The organism is Nocardia sp. NPDC051832 (assembly GCF_040681285.1).
Lineage (GTDB): Bacteria > Actinomycetota > Actinomycetes > Mycobacteriales > Mycobacteriaceae > Nocardia.
This window is the reverse complement of sequence record NZ_JBFAYL010000001.1, coordinates 1,656,189-1,675,553: the sequence shown is the minus strand read 5'-3', so window position 1 is coordinate 1,675,553 and position 19,365 is coordinate 1,656,189. Positions and strand designations below refer to the sequence as shown.

17 protein-coding genes are annotated in these 19,365 nt (G+C 68.3%); 12 read left to right on the top strand and 5 right to left on the bottom strand.

Annotated features, from left to right (window positions below; all coding sequences use genetic code 11):
• The first annotated feature begins 77 nt into the window (after window positions 1-77).
• From AB0M14_RS07500 to AB0M14_RS07470, 7 genes are all read left to right on the top strand, one after another.
• Entirely contained in the window at window positions 78-473 is a 396-nt protein-coding gene (locus AB0M14_RS07500; RefSeq protein ID WP_364989982.1) for a YciI family protein, read from the top strand.
• Window positions 470-1,705, top strand: a complete 1,236-nt coding sequence (locus AB0M14_RS07495) for a DUF6596 domain-containing protein (RefSeq protein ID WP_364989979.1) — start codon at window positions 470-472, stop codon at window positions 1,703-1,705. Before AB0M14_RS07500 ends, AB0M14_RS07495 begins: the two co-directional genes overlap by 4 nt.
• Before the next feature lie 71 nt (window positions 1,706-1,776).
• The gene (locus tag AB0M14_RS07490) at window positions 1,777-2,853 is read left to right on the top strand and encodes a CaiB/BaiF CoA-transferase family protein (protein WP_364989976.1); all 1,077 of its coding nucleotides are present in this window, start codon (window positions 1,777-1,779) and stop codon (window positions 2,851-2,853) included.
• A 113-nt stretch (window positions 2,854-2,966) separates the two neighbouring features.
• Window positions 2,967-4,208 carry a serine hydrolase domain-containing protein gene (locus AB0M14_RS07485; RefSeq protein WP_364989974.1) on the top strand — a complete coding sequence of 414 codons (1,242 nt, stop codon included), beginning with the start codon at window positions 2,967-2,969 and terminating at the stop codon, window positions 4,206-4,208.
• Between the two features lie 213 nt (window positions 4,209-4,421).
• Window positions 4,422-4,790, top strand: coding sequence for a hypothetical protein (locus AB0M14_RS07480; protein ID WP_364989971.1), 369 nt, complete (start codon window positions 4,422-4,424; stop codon window positions 4,788-4,790).
• Entirely contained in the window at window positions 4,787-5,362 is a 576-nt protein-coding gene (locus AB0M14_RS07475) for a hypothetical protein (protein WP_364989968.1), read from the top strand. The genes AB0M14_RS07480 and AB0M14_RS07475 overlap by 4 nt, the downstream gene beginning before the upstream one ends.
• Complete coding sequence (locus tag AB0M14_RS07470; RefSeq protein WP_364989965.1) at window positions 5,359-6,075, top strand: ESX secretion-associated protein EspG; 717 nt, start codon at window positions 5,359-5,361, stop codon at window positions 6,073-6,075. Before AB0M14_RS07475 ends, AB0M14_RS07470 begins: the two co-directional genes overlap by 4 nt.
• Window positions 6,076-6,078: 3 nt before the next feature.
• Here the strand turns inward: AB0M14_RS07470 and AB0M14_RS07465 are convergent, their stop codons facing one another.
• Entirely contained in the window at window positions 6,079-6,753 is a 675-nt protein-coding gene (locus tag AB0M14_RS07465; RefSeq protein WP_364989962.1) for an NAD(P)H oxidoreductase, read from the bottom strand.
• A 120-nt stretch (window positions 6,754-6,873) separates the two neighbouring features.
• On the opposite strand from AB0M14_RS07465, the gene AB0M14_RS07460 reads away from it, so the two are divergent.
• The gene (locus AB0M14_RS07460) at window positions 6,874-7,800 is read left to right on the top strand and encodes an AraC family transcriptional regulator (protein ID WP_364989958.1); all 927 of its coding nucleotides are present in this window, start codon (window positions 6,874-6,876) and stop codon (window positions 7,798-7,800) included.
• Here the strand turns inward: AB0M14_RS07460 and AB0M14_RS07455 are convergent, their stop codons facing one another.
• From AB0M14_RS07455 to AB0M14_RS07440, 4 genes are all read right to left on the bottom strand, one after another.
• The gene (locus AB0M14_RS07455; protein WP_364989956.1) at window positions 7,801-8,706 is read right to left on the bottom strand and encodes a pentapeptide repeat-containing protein; all 906 of its coding nucleotides are present in this window, start codon (window positions 8,704-8,706) and stop codon (window positions 7,801-7,803) included.
• Between the two features lie 189 nt (window positions 8,707-8,895).
• Window positions 8,896-11,475 (bottom strand): polynucleotide kinase-phosphatase, encoded by a 2,580-nt coding sequence (locus AB0M14_RS07450; RefSeq protein WP_364989954.1) that lies wholly within the window; start codon window positions 11,473-11,475, stop codon window positions 8,896-8,898.
• The gene (locus AB0M14_RS07445) at window positions 11,475-12,959 is read right to left on the bottom strand and encodes a 3' terminal RNA ribose 2'-O-methyltransferase Hen1 (protein ID WP_364989951.1); all 1,485 of its coding nucleotides are present in this window, start codon (window positions 12,957-12,959) and stop codon (window positions 11,475-11,477) included. Before AB0M14_RS07445 ends, AB0M14_RS07450 begins: the two co-directional genes overlap by 1 nt.
• Window positions 12,960-13,013: 54 nt before the next feature.
• On the bottom strand, window positions 13,014-15,482 hold the full coding sequence (locus AB0M14_RS07440; RefSeq protein ID WP_364989949.1) for a phosphoketolase family protein: 2,469 nt from the start codon (window positions 15,480-15,482) through the stop codon (window positions 13,014-13,016).
• 121 nt (window positions 15,483-15,603) lie between these two features.
• On the opposite strand from AB0M14_RS07440, the gene AB0M14_RS07435 reads away from it, so the two are divergent.
• The 4 genes from AB0M14_RS07435 to AB0M14_RS07420 all read left to right on the top strand — a co-directional run bounded on the left by AB0M14_RS07435 (window position 15,604) and on the right by AB0M14_RS07420 (window position 19,135).
• Window positions 15,604-16,161, top strand: coding sequence for an FKBP-type peptidyl-prolyl cis-trans isomerase (locus tag AB0M14_RS07435; RefSeq protein WP_364989947.1), 558 nt, complete (start codon window positions 15,604-15,606; stop codon window positions 16,159-16,161).
• A 125-nt stretch (window positions 16,162-16,286) separates the two neighbouring features.
• The gene (gene tig / locus AB0M14_RS07430; RefSeq protein WP_364989945.1) at window positions 16,287-17,654 is read left to right on the top strand and encodes a trigger factor; all 1,368 of its coding nucleotides are present in this window, start codon (window positions 16,287-16,289) and stop codon (window positions 17,652-17,654) included.
• A gap of 188 nt (window positions 17,655-17,842) precedes the next feature.
• Entirely contained in the window at window positions 17,843-18,430 is a 588-nt protein-coding gene (locus AB0M14_RS07425) for an ATP-dependent Clp protease proteolytic subunit (protein WP_364989944.1), read from the top strand.
• A gap of 39 nt (window positions 18,431-18,469) precedes the next feature.
• Window positions 18,470-19,135 carry an ATP-dependent Clp protease proteolytic subunit gene (locus AB0M14_RS07420; protein WP_364989941.1) on the top strand — a complete coding sequence of 222 codons (666 nt, stop codon included), beginning with the start codon at window positions 18,470-18,472 and terminating at the stop codon, window positions 19,133-19,135.
• Window positions 19,136-19,365: the final 230 nt, after the last annotated feature.

Genomic DNA, 19,365 nt, shown 5'->3' with positions numbered 1-19,365 from the left:
ATGTCGAGAACGTCCACGTGGTTCCGACCTACCCTCGAGAGCGCCGGACGGGCGCACCGAACGGCGAGGAGCCGACCATGAAGTACATGCTGCTGAAGACCTACCGCGACACCGCCTACTGCGACACCCCGATCACCGAGTGGGCGCCGGAGGACATCATGGCGCACATCGAATTTCAGCGGGTGCTCGGCGAGGAACTGGCCAAGTCCGGTGAGCTCGTCGACGCGCAGGGCCTGGCCGGTCCCGAGGAGGCGCGTGTCGTCTGCTCGGACGGACGGTCCGCGCCGGTGGTGACCGACGGTCCCTTTCCCGAGACCAAGGAATTCCTGGCCGGGTACTGGCTGGTGGACGTAGACAGTCTCGAGCGAGCCCTGGAGATCGCGGCGCGGGCTTCGGCCGGCCCCGGCCCCGGCGGCAAGCCGATCGGTGAGTACATCGAGGTGCGCGCGGTGATGAGCGCTCCAGAACAGTGACGAAAGCCCTGACCAGAGCTGCCGAGGACCTGCTGCGCGAGCTGGCGCCGCAGGTCCTCGGCGCGCTGGTGCGCCGCTTCGGCGATTTCGACACTGCCGAGGACGCCTTGCAGGAGGCACTGCTGGCGGCGGCGACGCAGTGGCCCGACGAGGGTCTTCCGGACAATCCGCGCGGCTGGCTGATCCAGGTGGGGCAACGCCGGATGGCCGATGTGGTGCGCGCCGAAGTGGCCCGGCGGCGCAGGGAGACAACGGTTTTCGACCGCGAGGTCGGCGACGCCGACGTCGTGCAGCGGGACGACACGCTCGCCATGTACTTCCTGTGCTGTCATCCGGCACTGTCGGACGCCGCGTCGATCGCGCTGACGCTGCGTGCGGTCGGTGGCCTCAGCACCGCCGAGATCGCCGGCGCCTTCCTGCTGCCGGAAGCGACCATGGCGCAACGGATCACCCGCGCCAAGAAGAAGCTGTCCACCCTGGACCGTCCGTTCGCCCGGCCCGGCGACGCCGAATGGCGTAACCGGCTCGGCCCGGTCCTGCATGTGCTGTACCTGATCTTCACCGAGGGGCACACCACGACCGCCGGCGCCGAACTCCAGCGCGCCGACCTCTCCGGCGAAGCCATCCGCCTGACCCGCTCGATCCACGCGCTGCTGCCCGAGGACACCGAGGTCGCCGGCCTGCTCGCGCTCATGCTGCTCACCGACGCCCGGCGCGCCGCCCGCACCGGCGCGCACGGCGAGCTCATCCCGCTCGCCGAGCAGGACAGGGCCCGGTGGGACCGCCCAGTGATCACCGAGGGCGTGCGCCTCACGACAAGCACCCTCGCCCAGGGACTTTCGGGCCCGTACCAAATCCAAGCCGCGATCGCGGCCGTCCACGCCGAGGCCGCGAGCGCCGACGACACGGACTGGAAGCAAATCCTGCAGCTGTACAACATTTTCGAGCGCCTGGCCCCGAACCCGATGGTCACGCTGAACCGCGTGGTCGCCCTCGCCATGGTCGAAGGCCCCGCCGCCGGACTGGCTTTGGCGGACACCCTCGAGGAGCAGCTCGCCGGGAACCACCGCCTCACCGCCGTCCGCGGCCACCTCCACGAAATGGCCGGTGACCACGCCGCCGCCATTACGGAATACCTGGCAGCCGCGGCCCGCACCACCAGCACCCCCGAACGCAACTATCTCACCCTGCGCGCCGCCCAATTACGCTCCACAACAGGCACTTCCAGCTGATCGCGCGTGTCATCGCACTAGAACGTGTTCTACTTGCTGGGTATGTACAGGTACCCAGGGGGTTTCGAGGCATGAGTGCGGCGCGAGGCCCGCTGGCGGGTATTCGGATAGTCGAGCTGGCGAGCATCGGGCCCGGCCCGCACGCGGGCATGATGCTGGCCGACCTGGGTGCGGATGTAGTGCGGGTACAGCGGTCCGGGGACCGGACAGCGGCAGCGGTGCAGCTGCGCGGGCGCACGATCACCGAGGCCGATCTGAAGGAACCTGGCGATGTTGCCGCGGTACTCGACCTCGTCGAACGCGCCGACGTGCTGATCGAGGGTTTCCGTCCGGGTGTCGCCGAACGACTCGGACTCGGGCCGGACGAGGTGCTGCGCCGCAATCCACAGCTCGTCTATGGCCGGATGACCGGCTGGGGTCAGGACGGGCCGCGCGCCCAGCAGGCCGGTCACGACATCAACTACCTCGGCTTGACCGGCGTGCTGAATGCCATCGGCCGCAAGGGCGATCGGCCGCTGCCGCCGATCAATCTGGTCGGGGATTACGGCGGCGGCTCGGTGTTCCTGGTGCTCGGCATCCTCGCCGCACTGCTGGAACGGGAGCGCTCCGGGCAGGGGCAGGTGGTGGACGCCGCCATGGTCGACGGCGTCATGACGCTCGCGCATGTCTTCTGGTCGATGAGCCAGGTCGGCATGTGGTCCGCCGAGCGCGGCACCAACCTGCTCGACACCGGAATGGCTTGGTATGACACCTATTCCACCGCCGACGGCAAGCACATGGCGGTCGGCGCCTACGAGCCGCAGTTCTACGCCGAGCTGCTGCGCGTGCTGGAGCTCGACCCGGAATCGCTGCCGCCGCAACGGGATCAGGGCAGTCAGGAGGTGCTGCGCAAGATCTTCACGGAGAAGTTCGCGGCCAAGACCCAGCGCGAGTGGACCGAGCTGTTCGACGGCGTCGACGCCTGCGTCACCCCGGTGCTCACCTTCGCCGAGGCCGCCGACGACCCGCACCTGAACGCTCGCCACGGCGTGGTCGAGGTCGACGGTGTCCGTCAGCCCGCGCCCGCACCCCGGTTCTCGCGCACTCCGGCGCCGGAACCCGCGCCCGCGCCGGAGACGGCTACCCCGATCGCGGCGATCTGGCGCTAGCCGGCGACCGTTGCGAGTGTCCAGTGACGCGGGTTACAGTCACCCGTTAGCAAGCCGCTTGCAACTGTTATCCCCCGGCTTACTGGCGTTTCCGCAGACAAAGGAGTCTGACCATGCCCGCTGCGCGCACCGGCCGTGCCCCGGACGGCTCAAACCGTCCCGCGCACATGCTGATCGATGATCGCTTCACCGCGGTCGCCGCGAAGTTCTTCTCGATGTTCCGGCGCAAGGGTCAGGGCGGCGGAGCGCTCGCGGTGTACCTGCACGGCGCGCCCGTGCTCGATATCTGGGCAGGCTGGGCGGAGGCCGATCGACGCTGGACCGCCGACACCATGGCGCTGTCCTACTCCACCGGCAAAGGTGTCGCGGCGACCGTCGCCAACCGTCTGATCGACCGCGGAGTGCTCGACCTCGACGCACCGGTCGCCACCTACTGGCCGGAATTCGCGGCGAAAGGCAAGGGCGACATCACCGTCGCCGACGTGCTGAACCACCGCGCCGGGTTGCAGCGAATCCGGGATCTGCTACCCGTCCCGGACGACCTGCTGGACCACGACAAGGTGGCCGCCGCCCTCGCCGCCGCCGAACCGGATCCGATGCGGCTGCGCGCCTCCGGCTACCACGGCCTGACCTTCGGCACCCTGGTCGCCGAGATCGCGCAGCGCGCCACCGGCCGGACGTTCACCGAGATCGTCCGCGCCGAACTAGGAGAAACCCTGGGCGACAACGACTTCTGGTACGGAGTGCCGCAACACCAGCGCCACCGCCTCGCCAGACTCGGACCCCGCCTCGGCGTGGCCAGGGTCCCGTTCGACGCTCTCATCGCACCGTTCTCCGGGCTGCGACTGGTACGGTCGGCCCGCAGCGCGGTCTACGACGGCTGGGCCGACCTGTCGCTGGGCATGCGCCCCTACGACGCCATGATGCCCGGCTGGAACGGCGTCTTCACCGCCCGCGCACTGGCCGCGATGTACGGCGCGATCGCCAACGACGGCCTGGTGGGACACCGCCGCCTGCTCCGCCCGGAAACCGCCCAGCAGATCGCGCGAATGCCCGCCAACGGCCGCTACGACTACGTTCTCGGCGCCGCACCCCACTTCGCCCGCGGCTACCACCGCGCCATCGTGGGCACCCGCCTACGCCGGGACGCACTGGGCCACTTCGGAATCGGCGGCTCCGGCGGCATCGCCTTCCCCCACCGCGGCCTCTCCATCGGCTTCGTCACCAACCACCTCGGCAACCACGCGATGTCCCTCGGCGACGCCCGCCTGCCCTTCCTGGCGGCCCTATCCGAACGCGCCGCAACCGGCGCCCACGCCGCCGAACCGCTCCACCCGCACCAGCAAGCAAGCTGACACCCCTCCGCGCAAACGCACGCACTCGCACCTCGGCGCGCACAGTCCGGCACCCGTGTGCGGCTGCCGGGCGGTGAGCGAATACAACCGTCGCCGTGTGGGATTGGAAAATGATACGGACGAGTGGGTTCGCACGTCGCGTTATAGCACTCGCTGATAGGCTGCCGGGGCTCGATGACAGTGGTGCAGGCCTAGATCGAGGGGGCAAACCTGGTGCGATCGGACGTGGGGCAGGGGTTGTTCGACGCGGCCGTGGGTAATGGGTTTCGGATGCCGGCGGAGACCGCGCAGCGACTCGGTGTGGCCTGTGACGCGCTCGTGGCGGAGCTGCGGCGCGTACGCGGTGGTGGCGCGGAAATTACTGCCGTGCAGGGGTTTCCGGAGCTGCCCTCGGGTCATGCGCTGGCCCGGGGGTTCGGGATGAAGGGGGACGAGTACCTCGCGACGCTCGCCGGTTTCGAAGCCGCCGCGCTGCGGCTGAAAGCCGGGTATCTGGCCGCCGGGCACCTGTTCGAGGCGGCCGATGCCGCGAACCGGGCGGCGCTGCGGGCCGCCGCCGAGCAACTGGAGGGCACACGATGACCGACCACGGTCCGGGTGCGGTGGGGGCCGATCCGGCTTATGTTCCCGATCGTGAATCCTTCGACGCCTATACCCACCGGGAGATCTGGGACCTGGTGCACGAGGCGCTGGACCCGGCCGCGCTGGGCCGCACGGCGGACGGCTGGCGCGCGGCGGCCCAGACCCTGGCCGAGTCGTTCGAGACCTTCGCCGCCGTGGTGCGCCGGGAGTTCGCGGACTGGGACGGCAGAGCCGCCGCGGCCGCCCGCGAGTCGACCGAGGAGTTCGTGCGGGCCGGCGCCGACGCGCAGCAGGTCTGCGCCGAGGTGCAGCGCCTGATGGAAGCCAACTCCGCGGCCGCGCAGAAGGTGCGCGACGCCATTCCGAAAATTCCGGAACCCTATGTGCCCCACCAGGATCCGGTGGTGGAGGTGGTGGAGGGCGGGCCGCGGAAGATGGCGCACGACATCGCCGCGGCCGACGCGCTCGCCGACGCGCAGGACGCGCTGACCTTCCTCTACAACTCGACACTGGTGGCCTCCGGTGACGCCGTGCCCGCCTTCGGCGACAGTGGAAAAGAGTGCGCGCCGTGAGATGGGAATTCAGCCCGGACGAGTTCACCTATGTGTGGTCGGTGGAGACCGGCCTGGATCGGCGGCCGTACCCGATCAACATGGCGCACCGCGGCACGGTGCGTAGCGAAAACGACTGGGACAAACTGAAACTCGCGGATCGCTTCCGGCGCAACACCGACCCGGACCTGACCGGCGCGCTTGCCCTGTGCGCCCGCTCCGACGCCACCACCATCACGATCTCCGGTGACCGTTTCACCCCGGACGGGCAGTCCGAGGAGACCATCCTCGCCTTCGGCGCCACCCACCTGGTGTGGGGCACGGTGCTGATCGCCGGCCCGTGCGATGTCACCGTCATCGCCTGCCATGCCCGGAATGTGCCGCAGCACTTGGTGACCGCCATCGGCACCGCACCCTCGGGCCGGTTGGCCGCCATGCGCGAACCGCGCGAAGCCGTGCTCTACGACGATCCGAACCACTGGCGGCACACCGAAATCGCCCGCCGCGCCGCGACTTTGCGCCGCACCCTGCACCGCCCCATCGACGCGCGCGGCTTCATCACCGTCACCGTCGCGCCCGAAGACCCCATGTCCCCGCCCACCCGCCACCGCACCTGGCTCGACTTCACCGGTGACGGCCGCTATCTGCTCACCACCAGCGCCGACCTGACCTTGGCCCCGGTCACCGATCAAACGCTGGCCGCCCAGCTCAAACGCCTCGCGGCGATCGGCTGACCCTCAGGCGCTGACGACCTCGGCGGCGAGGAACTCGTCCAGGAATTCCGCTGCCTTGCGGTCGAAGTCGCCGTAGTGCGCGATCCGCTCGGCGCCCGCGACGGCCGCGCCGATGGACAGGTTGCCTTCGGCGTCGAGGCGCTGCGGCCGTTCCTCGGCGTCGGGGAGCAGGCCGACCCGGGAGTGCGCGAAGCCGCAGTAGTAGGCGATGCCGGTGCTGAGATTGGCTTCGAGGGTGGCCTGCATGTCCGGCAGGAAGGCGTCGTCGCCCGCGATGCCCGCCAGCCCCAGCCACAGCATGCGCTTGCCCGCGAGGCGCGGTTTGCTTCGGCCGTAGGCGAATCCGTAGTTCCAGACCCGGTCGATCCAGCCCTTCAGGATCGCGGGCACGGTCTGCCAGTACACCGGGAAGACCGCGACCACGACGTCGGCGGCCAGGATGCGGCGCATGTGCGCCTGTGCCTCAGCGGAATACGGCTTTTCGCGATCGCCCCAATCGGGCTGATCTTCGACGGTCATGAGCGGGTCGAAGCCCTCCGCGTACAAGTCCAGGTAGTCGACGCGGTAGCCGGCCGCGGTCAGCCGCTCGGTGGTGCGGCGCGCGGTGTGCGCGGTGAGCGAATCGGTGCGGTGATGGGCGACGACGACCAGAGCGGTGCGTTCGGTGCTGTTCGGCACGGGATTTCTCCTGATCTCCTGAGGTGATCTCGATTGCGAGGTCTCCAGTAGACCGCCGATGGCGTGGACGATCCATAGGAGAAACGCTTCGATGGATAGGAGTTCGTCTATGATTGTGGCATGGATCCGGTGAGCGCACTCCTGAACGGCATACGCGCCGAAGGGTCGGTGGTCAGCAACGCGCGCCTGGAGGCGCCGTGGACCATTCGCTTCGCCGACCGTGCGCCGCTCACCATGATCTCGGTACTGCGCGGTGGCGGGACCCTGGTGTTGCCCGACGGCACCCAGAGGCACGTCGGCAAAGGCGACACCGCCGTCGTGCGCGGGGCCGACCTGTTCCATCTCGCTGACAGTCCGGATTCCCTGAACGGCCCGCACCTCGAGTACGAGATCGCCTGCTTCGCAAACGATCCCACCTGCACCGCGGAGGAGCTCAGCGGAATCCGCTGGGGCGCGGACACTTCGGAAACCACCGCGCTGATCGTCGGCGCCTACCGGGCCGCCGGCCGCCGCCACGAACGCCTGCTGCGCGCCCTGCCGTCCGCGCTGGTGATCCAGGAGGACGTCGACACCTGCGAATGGCTGGAGAAAGCCGCCATCGATTCCGCCACCCACGTCGCCGGCTCGCAAGCCCTGATGGACCGCCTCCTGGACTGGGCCCTGGTCTGCACCTTGCGCACCTGGTTCGACCAGGCCGGCGCCGACGCGCCCACCTGGTACCGCGGCCTCGCCGATCCGATCCTCGCCCCCGCCCTGAAAGCGATGCACGGCAACCCAGCCCGCCCGTGGTCGGTAGCCACCCTCGCCGCCGAAGCGGGCGTCTCCCGCGCCCTGTTCGCCAAACGCTTCACCGACCTGATGGGCCGCCCACCCCTGTCCTACCTCACCGACTACCGCATGGACGAAGCCGAGGACCTCCTCGCCGACACCGACCTCACCGTCGCCCAGGTAGCCAAATCCGTCGGCTACGCCGACCCGTTCGGCTTCAGCGCCGCCTTCAAACGCTACCGAGGCATGAGCCCCACGGCCTTCCGCGCCGCGGCTTAGTCAGCAGTCTTCGGGCCAGCCCTGCGGACAGTAGTCCGCGTATCGGCGCGGCATATAAGGCTTGGACTGCGGCTGGAAGCCCGGCGGCCAGTTCGTCTCCTCGTCGAACCTCGCGGAGCGCAGCGACGCGCCCCGCATGCTTACGTACTCGCTGGTCTCGAGGTCTGATAGGGGGATCGATGGCCAAACCATCTTGAAGCCGGTGCCCAAGTTCGCACCGCGAAGATCGACCAAGAACAAGATCGCGCCGGCCAGATCGACCGTGCCCAGGTCCGCCTTGCGCAAATCGACCCCACTGAACGTGACCTTGGTCAAGTTCGTTTGGAGGAATACCGCGTTCTCCAAGGTTCCGCCCATGATCGTCGCCAGGCTCAGGTTGGCTTCGCTCAGGTTCACTTTCGTCAGGTTCGACGAAATCACCTGAGCGGAACGCATATCCGCCTGCTGGAGGTAGGCCTTACTCAGATTGACGTCGCGAAACTTCACATTCTGCAAGCTGGCCCCGGTCAGGTCCGCCCTGGCCAGGCAGGTGTTCGAGAGATCGATCGACTCTGTCCGTCCGGCTCCTCGGCTGCCGATCACCGTCAACGCCGCCTGCACGTCGATATCGAGTTGCTTGTTGTCAGTGCCGCAGTCGGGCCGATTCGGCGCATGACTGCGGACGAATGCCCCGAGCATTTGATAGATCGGAGCTCGGTCTGCCTCGGAATCCTCGGCGAGCTTGCGCAGCAACTGAATTCCACCCAGCCGGATGTCCATGCTGCCGGTGTTCCCGAGCTGTTCGACGGCCTTGGCGAAACGGTCGGTGATGGCCGTTTGCCGAGCAAGCCCGGCCTGTTCGCTGGTGGCTCTCAGCGATTGGCTGGTGAACCACAACGCCGCGAGCGCGGCGATTGTGGTCACCATGGAAGCCAATTTCGCCCAGCCGCCCCAACCGAAGAACGCGCGACTCGAACGTTGTATCCGGACACGGCGAGTGTTCGGCCGTTCCAGCGAGTGAATGCGATTCAACCGGCGCCGAGTACCGGCCGCCCCCGTCCCTGATCTCACCGCTCGATGATCCACGAAAATACCTGGAGTGCGGCAAATTTGGATCTAGAGACGCGGGTCGACCGGTTCGGACTCCAGGGCCAGCACCGCGAATACTGCCTCGTGGACGCGCCACAGTGGTTCCCCGGCGACGAATCGGTCCAGGGATTCCAGGCCGAGGGCGTATTCGCGCAGCGCCATGGAGCGTTTGCGGCCGAGGCCGCGGGTGCGCAGGCGGGTGAGGTTGGGGTCGCGGAGGTATTCCGGGCCGTAGATGATTCGGAGGTATTCCGGGCCACGGCATTTCACGCCCGGCTGGACCAGGCGGCCGTCGCCGTTCGCGCCGCCGCGGACGAGGGCCTCGAAAGGTTTGACGACCATGCCTTCGCCGCCTGCCGCGGTCAGCTCGGTCCACCAGGCGGTGGCCGCGGCTTCGGCGTCGGGCTGGGTCAGGTCGACCACTCGGCGGCCGGTGGCGGTGAACAGGCCGGGATCCGCCGCGACCAGCCGATCGATGCGGCCGAGGTGCCAATCATGGTCGCGGGTGGCGTAATTGACGCCCTCGGCGGCCAGGATCTGGAACGGTGCCAGGCGCAGGCCGTCGAGGCCGTCGACCGGCCAGCAGTAGCGGCCGTAGGCGGTCGTGAAGGCCGTCGCGTCGGTGCGGCGGGCTTCGGTGCGCGAGGCCAGGTCGGCGACGTCGAGGCCGCGGGCGGCGGCGGCCGCGAGGACCGCGGACGCCGTGCCGAGCGACGCTCGTGCGGCCGCCCCGACTGCCGCGTACTGGCTGCGCAGCAGGCCGACCGCCTTGGCGGACCAGGGCATCAGTTCGGCATCCAGGACCAGCCAGTCGGAGTTCAGTTCGTCGAACAGTCCGGCGGATTCGGCGGCCGCGCGGACCCGTGCGAGCAGAGCTTCGGACTGTGCCGCGTCATCGAAGAACGGGCGGCCGGTGCGGGTGTAGAGCACACCGGAGCGGCCGTCCTCGACGCCGAAGCGGTCGCGAGCGGCCGCGGCCGAGCGGGTGAGCACGACGATGGCGCGCGAGCCCATGTGCTTCTCCTCGCACAGCACGCGGTCGACACCTTCGGCGCGGAAGTAGGCGAAGGCCTCGGCCGGATGCTCGAGGTAGCCGTCCAGCGCCGAGGTCGCGCACGGCGACATGGTCGGCGGCAGGTAGACCAGCCAGCGCGGATCGAGAGCGAAGCGGCTCATGACTTCCAGTGCGGCGCTCGCGTTTTCCTCCTGGACGCCGACGCGGCCGTGCTGGCGGGTTTCCACGACGCGACGGCCGACGACGTCGTCGAGATCCAGCACGCCCGGGTCGCGGTGCACCACCCCGGCCGGGGTGACGATGGTGGTGGCTTCCAGCGGGCGCACCGGCTCGTACCAAACCTGTTCCGCCGGAACGGAAACCGGTTCGCGTTCCGGGTAGCGCAGGGCGGAGAGCCGACCCCCGAAGACCACACCGGTGTCCAGGCACAGAGTGTTGTTGACCCAGTGCAGTTCGGCCATCGGAGTGTGGCCGTAGAGGACGACGGCGCGGCCGCGATAGTCCTCGGCCCACGGGTAGCGCACCGGCAGGCCGAATTCGTCGGTCTCGCCAGTGGATTCGCCGTACATGCAGAACGAGCGGACCCGCCCGGAAGCGCGGCCCTGATACTCCTCCTTCAGACCCGCGTGCGCGACGACGAGATTGCCGCCGTCGAGAACATAGTGGCTGATCAGGCCGCGGCAGAAGTCCAGTGCCGCCTTACGGAAGTCCTCGTCCTCGGCCTCCAACTGCGCCAGGGATTCGGCCAGGCCGTGGGCCGGGTTGACCTTCTTGCCGCTGAGCGCGCGCACCAGCTTGTACTCGTGGTTGCCGGTCACGCACAGCGCGGTGCCCGCGGCGACCATGCCCATCACCAGGCGCAGGACGCCAGGAGTGTCCGGGCCGCGGTCGACCAGGTCGCCGACGAACACGGCGGTGCGCCCGCCCGGATGCCGGGCATTGACGGTCCGGCCGGTCTCGTCGCGTTCGAGTTCGTAGCCGAGCACGCCGAGCAGAGTTTCCAGTTCGGAGCGGCAGCCGTGCACGTCACCGATGACATCGAACGGCCCGGTGAGCTCACGCTTGTCGTTCCACGCCTTCTCGTCGGCGATGGTCGCGGCATCGATTTCCTCGACGCCGCGCAGCACGTAGACCTTCCGGAAGCCTTCGCGTTCCAGGCTGCGCAAGCCGCGGCGCAGTTCACGCTGCTGCCGGGTGACGACGTGCGCGCCGAGGTGGGCGCGGTCGGCGCGGGCCGAATTACGTTCCAGGCATACCGAATCCGGCACGTCGAGCACGATCGCCACCGGCAGCACATCGTGTGCCCGGGCGACCGCGACCAATTCCTGCCGGGCCTTCGGCTGCACATTGGTGGCGTCGACGACGGTACGCAGCCCACGACGCAACCGCACTCCGGCGATGTGGTGCAGCAGCGCGAACGCGTCCGGCGTCGAGGACTGATCGTTCTCGTCGTCGCTGACGATGCCGCGGCAGGCGTCCGAGGACACGATCGCGGTCGAACGGAAGTGCCTGCGCGCGAAGGTGGATTTGCCCGAACCGGTACTGCCGACCAGCACGACGAGCGAAAGCTCCGGGATCGACAATTCGGTCATCACGCGGCTCCTTTCTCGTCGTTGGTTGTGCGTTTGGTGAAGACCGCCATCTGGGTGGGCGGCCCGAATTCCGGATCGGGAGTGCCGATCGGGACGTAGCGCACGGCATAGCCGTACCGGGCCGCGACGCCGTCGGCCCAGGCGGTGAACTCCGCGCGGGTCCACTCGAACCGGTGATCGTCATGGCGGAACTCGCCCGCCGCCAGCCCTTCGAACCGGACGTTGATCTCCGAGTTCGGAGTCGTCACCAGCACGGAATCCGGAGCGGCGGAACCGAATACCGAGCGTTCGAGGGCCCCGAGCCGGGGCGGGTCGACATGCTCGATCACTTCCATCAGCACCGCGGCGTCATAACCACGCAGCCGCGCGTCGGTGTAGGTGAGCGCACCCTGAAGCAGCGTCAGCCGTTGCGCCATCCGCTCCGGCATACGCTCCAAGCGCAGCCGCCGCTTGGCGATATTGAGCGCGCGCATGGACACGTCGACACCGACGATCTCGGTGAACATGCGGTCGGACAGCAACTCTCGCAGCAGAACGCCCTCACCGCAGCCGAGGTCGAGCACCCGATGCGCACCGGCTTCGTGCAGCGCCGCCCGCACCGCGGCCCGCCGGGCCACCGCCAACGACGGTGTGCGCGTGGCAGCTTCGTGGACTGCGGACGCCTCGGTCGGATCGGCGGAGCCGTTGGACTCGCCGGTGTCTTCCACCGCGTCCAACTGCTCCGGGTCCACATCATCGACCTCGGCCAGCCGGGCCAACGCCGTCCGCACCAGCGACTGCCGCCGCGCCAGATACCGCCGCGTGATCCACGCCCGCTCTGGATGCTCGCCGAGCCATCCCGATGCCGTCCGGATCAGCTTGTCGACCTCATCGGCGGCCAGCCAGTAGTGCTTCGCCCCGTCCAGCACCGGCAACAGCACGTACAGGTGCGACAGCGCGTCCGCGAGCCGCATCGTCCCGCTGAGTTCCAGTCGCAGGTAATGGGATTCGCCCCATTCCGGGAACGCCGGATCCAACGGCAGGGGAGTGGCGACGACCTCCCAGCCCAGCGGTGCGAACACCTTCCGAGCCGCCTCCGGCCCGCCCTTGCACGGCACCGCGGGCAATTCGACGCGCAACGGCAGCTCCGTCCGCGCCAGTTCCGGCCGCAATTCGCAGCGCCCCCGCAGCGCGGTCCGGAACACCGATCCGAGCGCCACCGACAGCAGCGAAGACGCCGCATACGGCCGATCGTTCACGTACTGCCCGAGACTGAAATCCGGCGTATTGCGGGAACGACCGCGCACCAACCGGATCGGGTCCACCTCGAGCAGCAGCGCCACGGTGCAGCGCTGCTCGCTCGCCTCCGGATACAGCACATGCGCGATCCCGTAGGACTGCTCGAACGCCTGCACCCGCCCGGGGTTCTTGTGCAGCAAGAACCCCAGATCGGACGCGGGCCAGGCCGCGCCCTCCGGCGGTGTGCAGGTGATCGTCAACAGCATGCAGCGATCGTCGCTCACCTGTGCGAACGTCGCAAGGGAGTTTCCGCAGGTAACTCAGCGGCTCGGGCCGGGCCACTGCCAGTGCGCGACGACCGGAATGTCCTCGCCGTGCTCGCGGGTCCAGGCGCGGGCGTTCCAGCGCGCGTCCACCATCTCCTGGCGCAGCCCGGCCGCTTTCTCCCGCAGGCCGGGCACCCGGTCGATCACATCCATCACCAGGTGGTAGCGGTCCATGTCGTTGAGCATCACCATATCGAAAGGCGTTGTGGTGGTGCCCTTTTCCTTGTATCCGCGGACGTGGATCTCGGAGTGGTTGGTGCGCTTGTAGGTGAGCCGGTGGATCAGCCACGGGTAGCCGTGGAAGGCGAAGATCACCGGCCGGTCCCGGGTGAACAGCGTGTCGAACTCCCGGTCCGGCAGCCCGTGCGGATGGTCCTGCTCAGGCAGCAGGCGCATCAGGTCGACCACGTTGACCACCCGAATCCGCAACTCCCGCATGCGGTCCCGGAGAATCGCGGCCGCGGCGAGGGTTTCCAGCGTCGGCACGTCGCCCGCGCAGGCGAGCACCACATCCGGTGTACTGCCCAGGGTGTCGTTGTGCCCCGCCCAATCCCAGATCCCGGCCCCGCGGGCGCAGTGCACGGCGGCGTCGGAGACCGAAAGCCAGTCCGGCTGTGGCTGTTTCCCGGCCACCACCACATTCACGTAGTGTTTGGACCGCAGGCAGTGGTCGTACACCGACAGCAGAGTGTTCGCGTCCGGCGGCAGATACACCCGCACGATCTCGGGTTTCTTGTTCAGCACGACGTCCAGGAACCCTGGATCCTGGTGCGTGAACCCGTTGTGATCCTGCCGCCAAACATGCGACGACAGCAGGTAATTCAAGCTCGCGATGGGCCGCCGCCACGGCACCTGCGCACTGGCGTCCAGCCACTTGGCGTGCTGGTTGAACATGGCGTCGATGATGTGGATGAACGCCTCGTAGCAGGTGAACACCCCGTGCCGGCCGGTGAGCAGATAGCCCTCCAGCAAACCCTGGCACATGTGCTCGGAGAGCACCTCGATCACCCGGCCGGTGCGGTCCAATTGCGAGTCGTACTCACCGATTTCGGCCTGCCAGTCCCGCCCGGTGACCTCCAGGATGTCCTGCAGCCGATTGCTGGCCAGCTCGTCGGGTGCGAAGGTCAGGAAGTTGTCCGGGTTGGCCGCGGTGACATCGCGCAGCCAGGCCCCGAGCACCCTGGTCGCCTCGTGCTGACCGGCGCCGGGCGCGTCGACCGGCACGCCGTACGCCCGCCAGTCCGGCAGCCGCAGATCGCGAACCAGCATGCCGCCGTTGGCCACCGGGTTGGCGCTCATCCGCCGATCGCCGCCGGGCACCAGGTCGATCAACTCCGAGACCGGCCGCCCGGCCTCGTCGAACAGCTCCTCCGGGCGATAGGACCGCAACCACTGGCCGAGCACCGCGCGATGGGAGTCGTCGGTGCGCGCGGCGGGCAGCGGCACCTGATGGGCGCGGTAAGTCCCCTCGACCTGATCCCCGTCCACCTTGGGCGGGCAGGTCCACCCCTTGGGGGTGCGCAGCACGATCATCGGCCAGCTCGGCCGGACCCCGTCGGCGCCGCCGCGTGCCGCGCGCTGGATCTGCGCGATTCGTTCCAGGCAGGTGTCCACCGCGGTCGCCATCGCCTGATGCACGGCCGCCGGATCGTTGCCGGCCACGACCAGCGGGTCGTAGCCGTAGCCGCGCAGCAGCGACATCAGCTCCGGTTCCGGAATCCGGGCCAGGATGGTCGGATTGGCGATCTTGTACTCGTTGAGCGCGAGCACCGGCAGCACGGCGCCGTCGCGCGCGGGATTGAGGAACTTGTTGGCGTGCCAGCTGGTGGCCAGCGGCCCGGTCTCGGCCTCACCGTCGCCGACCACGCAGAACACGGTCAGATCCGGATTGTCCAGCGCCGCTCCGAAGGCGTGCAGCAGCGAATAGCCGAGCTCACCGCCCTCGTGGAAGGAACCCGGCGTCTCCGGCGCGCAATGGCTCGGAACCCCGCCCGGGAACGAGAACTGGGCGAACAGCGCACCCATCCCGGCGCCGTCGCGCGGGATGTGGCTGTACAGCTCGGAGTAGGTGCCCTCCAGCCAGGCGCAGGCGTTCGGGCCCGGCCCGCCGTGCCCCGGCCCCGCGACGAAGGCCGCGTTCAACCCGCGCTGCCGGATCGCCCGATTGGCGTGCACCCAGACCAGATTCAAGCCGGGCACGGTGCCGAAATGCCCGAGCAGCCGCGGCTTGATGTGCGCCGCCGCCAGCGGCTCCCGCAGCAACGGATTGCTCATCAGATAGATCTGGCCGACGGCCAGATAGTTCGCGGCGCGCCACCAGGCGTCGATCGAGGTCAGTTCGTCCCGACCGAGCGGACCCGGCGTGTCGCCGAGCCGGTAGGGGGTGGGTGCGATGGTGTCTCCGCTGCTACCGCCCACATTGTCGGCCGAGGTGTCGTCCTCGGCGCCGGTGGTCTGGGTCATTTCCCCGACTCCTCACGCTCGGTTGTTCAGCCGTCTTGCGTGCCGTACCCATTCTGCGTTAGGTGACGCCGGACCGAGGCCGGATGGGCAACCGGCGCTCGGGTGCAATACTCTCCGCCGCATGCGAACTCTCGGCAGGATCATCGGAATCGGCGCCGTCGCCGTGGCCGCGCTCACCCTGACCGCCTGTGGCTCGGACGACGACAAGAGCTCGGATTCGTCCGCGGCGCAGGCGACCTTCGGCAAGGTGCCCGCCAAGGCGACCGGCGCCGAATGCACCGCCGACGACATCGAGGTGGTCGGCGGCTTCGGCACCGCGCCGAAGATCACCATCCCGGACACCTGCGCCCCGCCGACCAAACTGGTCGTCAAGGACCTGGTCGCGGGCAGCGGTCCCGGCGCCGCCGCGGGCGACCCGCTCAGCATGAATTACTCGCTGATCACGTGGTCGGACAAGCAGAAGCTGGACAGCTCCTTCGACCGGGGCAAGCCGTTCACCCTCACCCTCGGCAGCGGCCAGGTCATCAAGGGCTGGGACCAGGGCCTGGTGGGCGTGCAGCAGGGCGCGCGCCGGCTGCTGATCGTGCCGCCGAGTCTCGGCTACGGCCAGGGCGGCAACGGCATCAAGCCGAACGAGACCCTGGTCTTCGTCACCGACGCTGTGAAAATCGGCAAGTAAAACCTGACCCCGGGGGCGGAAAAACCCGCGGGGCGTCGTTCAACTACCCTGGTCCGGATGCGTAGACCAGGCGTCCCTGGCTTCGTCGTGCACACCGAACCGAACAACGAACAAGGAGCATGTCCGTGAAGAGCACCGTCGAGCAGCTGAGCCCGACCCGGGTCCGGATCAATGTCGAGGTGCCCTTCGAGGAGCTGAAGCCCGACTTCGACAAGGCGTACAAGGCGCTGGCCCAGCAGGTTCGTATTCCCGGCTTCCGTCCCGGCAAGGCCCCGGCCAAGCTGATCGAGACCCGCGTCGGCCGCGGCGCCGTGCTGGAGCAGGTCGTCAACGACGTGCTGCCCGCCCGCTACAGCGAGGCCGTCACCGCCGCCGAGATCAAGGTCATCGGCCAGCCGGAGATCGAGATCACCAAGATCGAGGACGGTCAGGAGCTGGCCTTCACCGCCGAGGTCGACGTCCGCCCGGAGATCACCCTCCCGGCCTACGACGACATCGAGGTCACCGTCGACGCGTTCACCATCGAAGATGCCGACATCGAGGAGCAGCTGCAGTCGCTGCGCCAGCGCTTCGGCACCCTGAGCGCCGTCGAGCGCGCGGTCCAGGACGGCGACTTCGTCTCCATCGACCTGTCCGCCACCGTCGACGGCGAGGAGGTGGCCGACGCCTCGACCACCGGCCTGTCCCACGAGGTCGGCTCCGGTCAGCTCATCGAGGGCCTGGACGAGGCCCTGGTCGGCCTGTCCGCCGGCGAGACCGGTGAGTTCACCTCGAAGCTGGTGGCCGGCGAGCACACCGGCAAGGACGCGGTCATCAAGGTGACCGTGCAGTCGGTCAAGGAGCGCGAGCTGCCCGAGGCCGACGACGAATTCGCCCAGCTGGCTTCGGAATTCGACACCCTGGACGAGCTGAAGGAAGACCTGAAGAGCCGCGTCGAGCGCGTCAAGAAGGTCACCCAGGCCGGCGAGATCCGCGACAAGGTGCTCGAGACCCTGCTGGACAAGGTCGACGTTCCGCTGCCCGAGGCCGTGGTCAAGGCCGAGATCGACGCCGTCGAGCACGACGCCGTGCACGGCTTCGATCACGACGAGGCCAAGCTGGCCGAGGCCCTCGAAGAGCAGGGCTCCTCGCTCGAGGAGTTCAAGAAGGACACCAAGGAATCGGCCGAGAAGTCGGTGAAGACCCAGCTGCTGCTGGACGCCGTCGCCGAGGCCGAGGGCACCCAGGTCGGCCAGGAGGAGCTCACCGAGCGCATCCTGTTCCAGTCCCAGCGCTACGGCCTGTCGCCGGAGCAGTTCATCCAGCAGGTGCAGCAGGCAGGCCAGCTCGGCGCGATCTTCGCCGACGTTCGCCGCGGCAAGGCCCTGGCCGGCATCGTCGGTCAGGTCAAGGTGACCGACTCCAACGGCAACGCCGTCGACACCGCCGAGATGTTCGGTGGCCCGGTCGACGAGGCCGCCGCCGACGAAGCCGAAGCCGTCGCCGCCGAATAAGTTCAGAAAAAGCCAGGGCGGCACGATCTTGATTGCGCTCTGAGCGAAGAAGGGGCGGTACCGGGAGTTCGGTGCCGCCCCGCTTCGTTAGTGTTTGTGAGAACGAACGCTGTGTAGGTTTTCCGTACAAGCAAGCCGGTGAGCAGAGAAGGCAGGTATCCGTGACAAACAACCAGGCAGGGGTCGTCATGACGTCCGCGACTGCTGGTCTCAACCTCAGTGATTCGGTGTACGAGCGGTTGCTGCGCGAGCGCATCATCTTCCTGGGCACCGATGTGAACGACGACATCGCGAACAAGCTCACCGCGCAGATGCTGCTGCTGGCCGCCGAGGACTCGTCGCGCGATATCCACCTCTACATCAACTCGCCGGGCGGTTCGGTCACCGCTGGGATGGCCATCTACGACACCATGCAGTTCATCGAATGTGACGTGGCCACGATCGGGATGGGCTTGGCCGCGTCCATGGGCCAGTTCCTGCTGACCGCGGGCGCCAAGGGCAAGCGCTCCGCTCTTCCGCACGCGCGGATCATGATGCATCAGCCGTCCGCGGGTATCGGTGGTACGGCTGCCGACATCGCGATCCAGGCCGCGCTGTACCGGCAGAACAAGGAAGAGCTGAACCAGCTGCAGTCGCTGCACACCGGCAAGCCCGTGGAGCAGATCGAGACCGACTCCGATCGGGATCGCTGGTTCACCGCCCAGGAGGCGCTGGAGTACGGCTTCATCGACCGGGTCATCAACCGGGCCAGCCAGGCCGGCGGCGTCGGTCAGTAGCAGCGAAAACCATCCCAGACAAAGACTTTGGAGACGCAGATGGCAAACCAATTCGACCCACGTGCCGGCCTCGGCGGCATGGCCATGCCCGGGTTGCAGGCCCGCTATATCCCGCAGTTCGAGGAGCGGACCAGCTACGGGTCCAAGGTCATCACTCCCATCGTCAAGCTGTTCGAGGAGCGCATCATCTTCCTCGACGCAGTGATCGTTGACGAGACCGCCAACAACGTCATCGCGCAGCTGCTGGTGCTGGAGTCGATGGATCCCGACCGCGACATCACCCTCTACATCAACTCGCCGGGCGGCGATATCTCGGCGATGCTGGCCATCTACGACACCATGCAGTACGTCCGGCCCGATGTGGTCACGGTGTGCCTCGGCGAGGCGTCCTCCGCCGCGGCCGTGCTGCTCGCGGCGGGCACCAAGGGTAAGCGGGCCTGCCTGCCCAATTCCCGGGTTTTGATCCACCAGCCGCGTACCGGCGGCGGGATGCAGGGCCAGGTCTCGGACCTGGCGATCGCGGCGGACGAGTTCGAGCGCACGCGGGTGCGGGTGGACAACATCCTGGCCCGCCACACCGGTAAGGACACGGAGGTGATCCGCAAGGACACCGACCGCGACAAGTTCCTCTCGGCCGAAGAGGCCAAGGATTATGGCATCGTGGACTCGGTCTTCGCGTACCGCAAGCTGAGCGCACAGGCGTAATCGCTCGAAAGTTGCTGTTGAGCAACTGGATTCGGCCGGGCGGTGTGCCATGCGGCAGACTGCCCGGCCGGTTTTCGTCAGTGGATCCGGCTGCTCCGGCGGGCGGATCGGCTGATCCGGGCCCAGGGTGGGACGAATCCGCCCTCGTAGTGTGGAACGTGTTACAAAGCGGTGCGGACTCGCACAACCGGGGGCGAGAAACATGCTCGAGTTGTCGACCTCCATCGCAC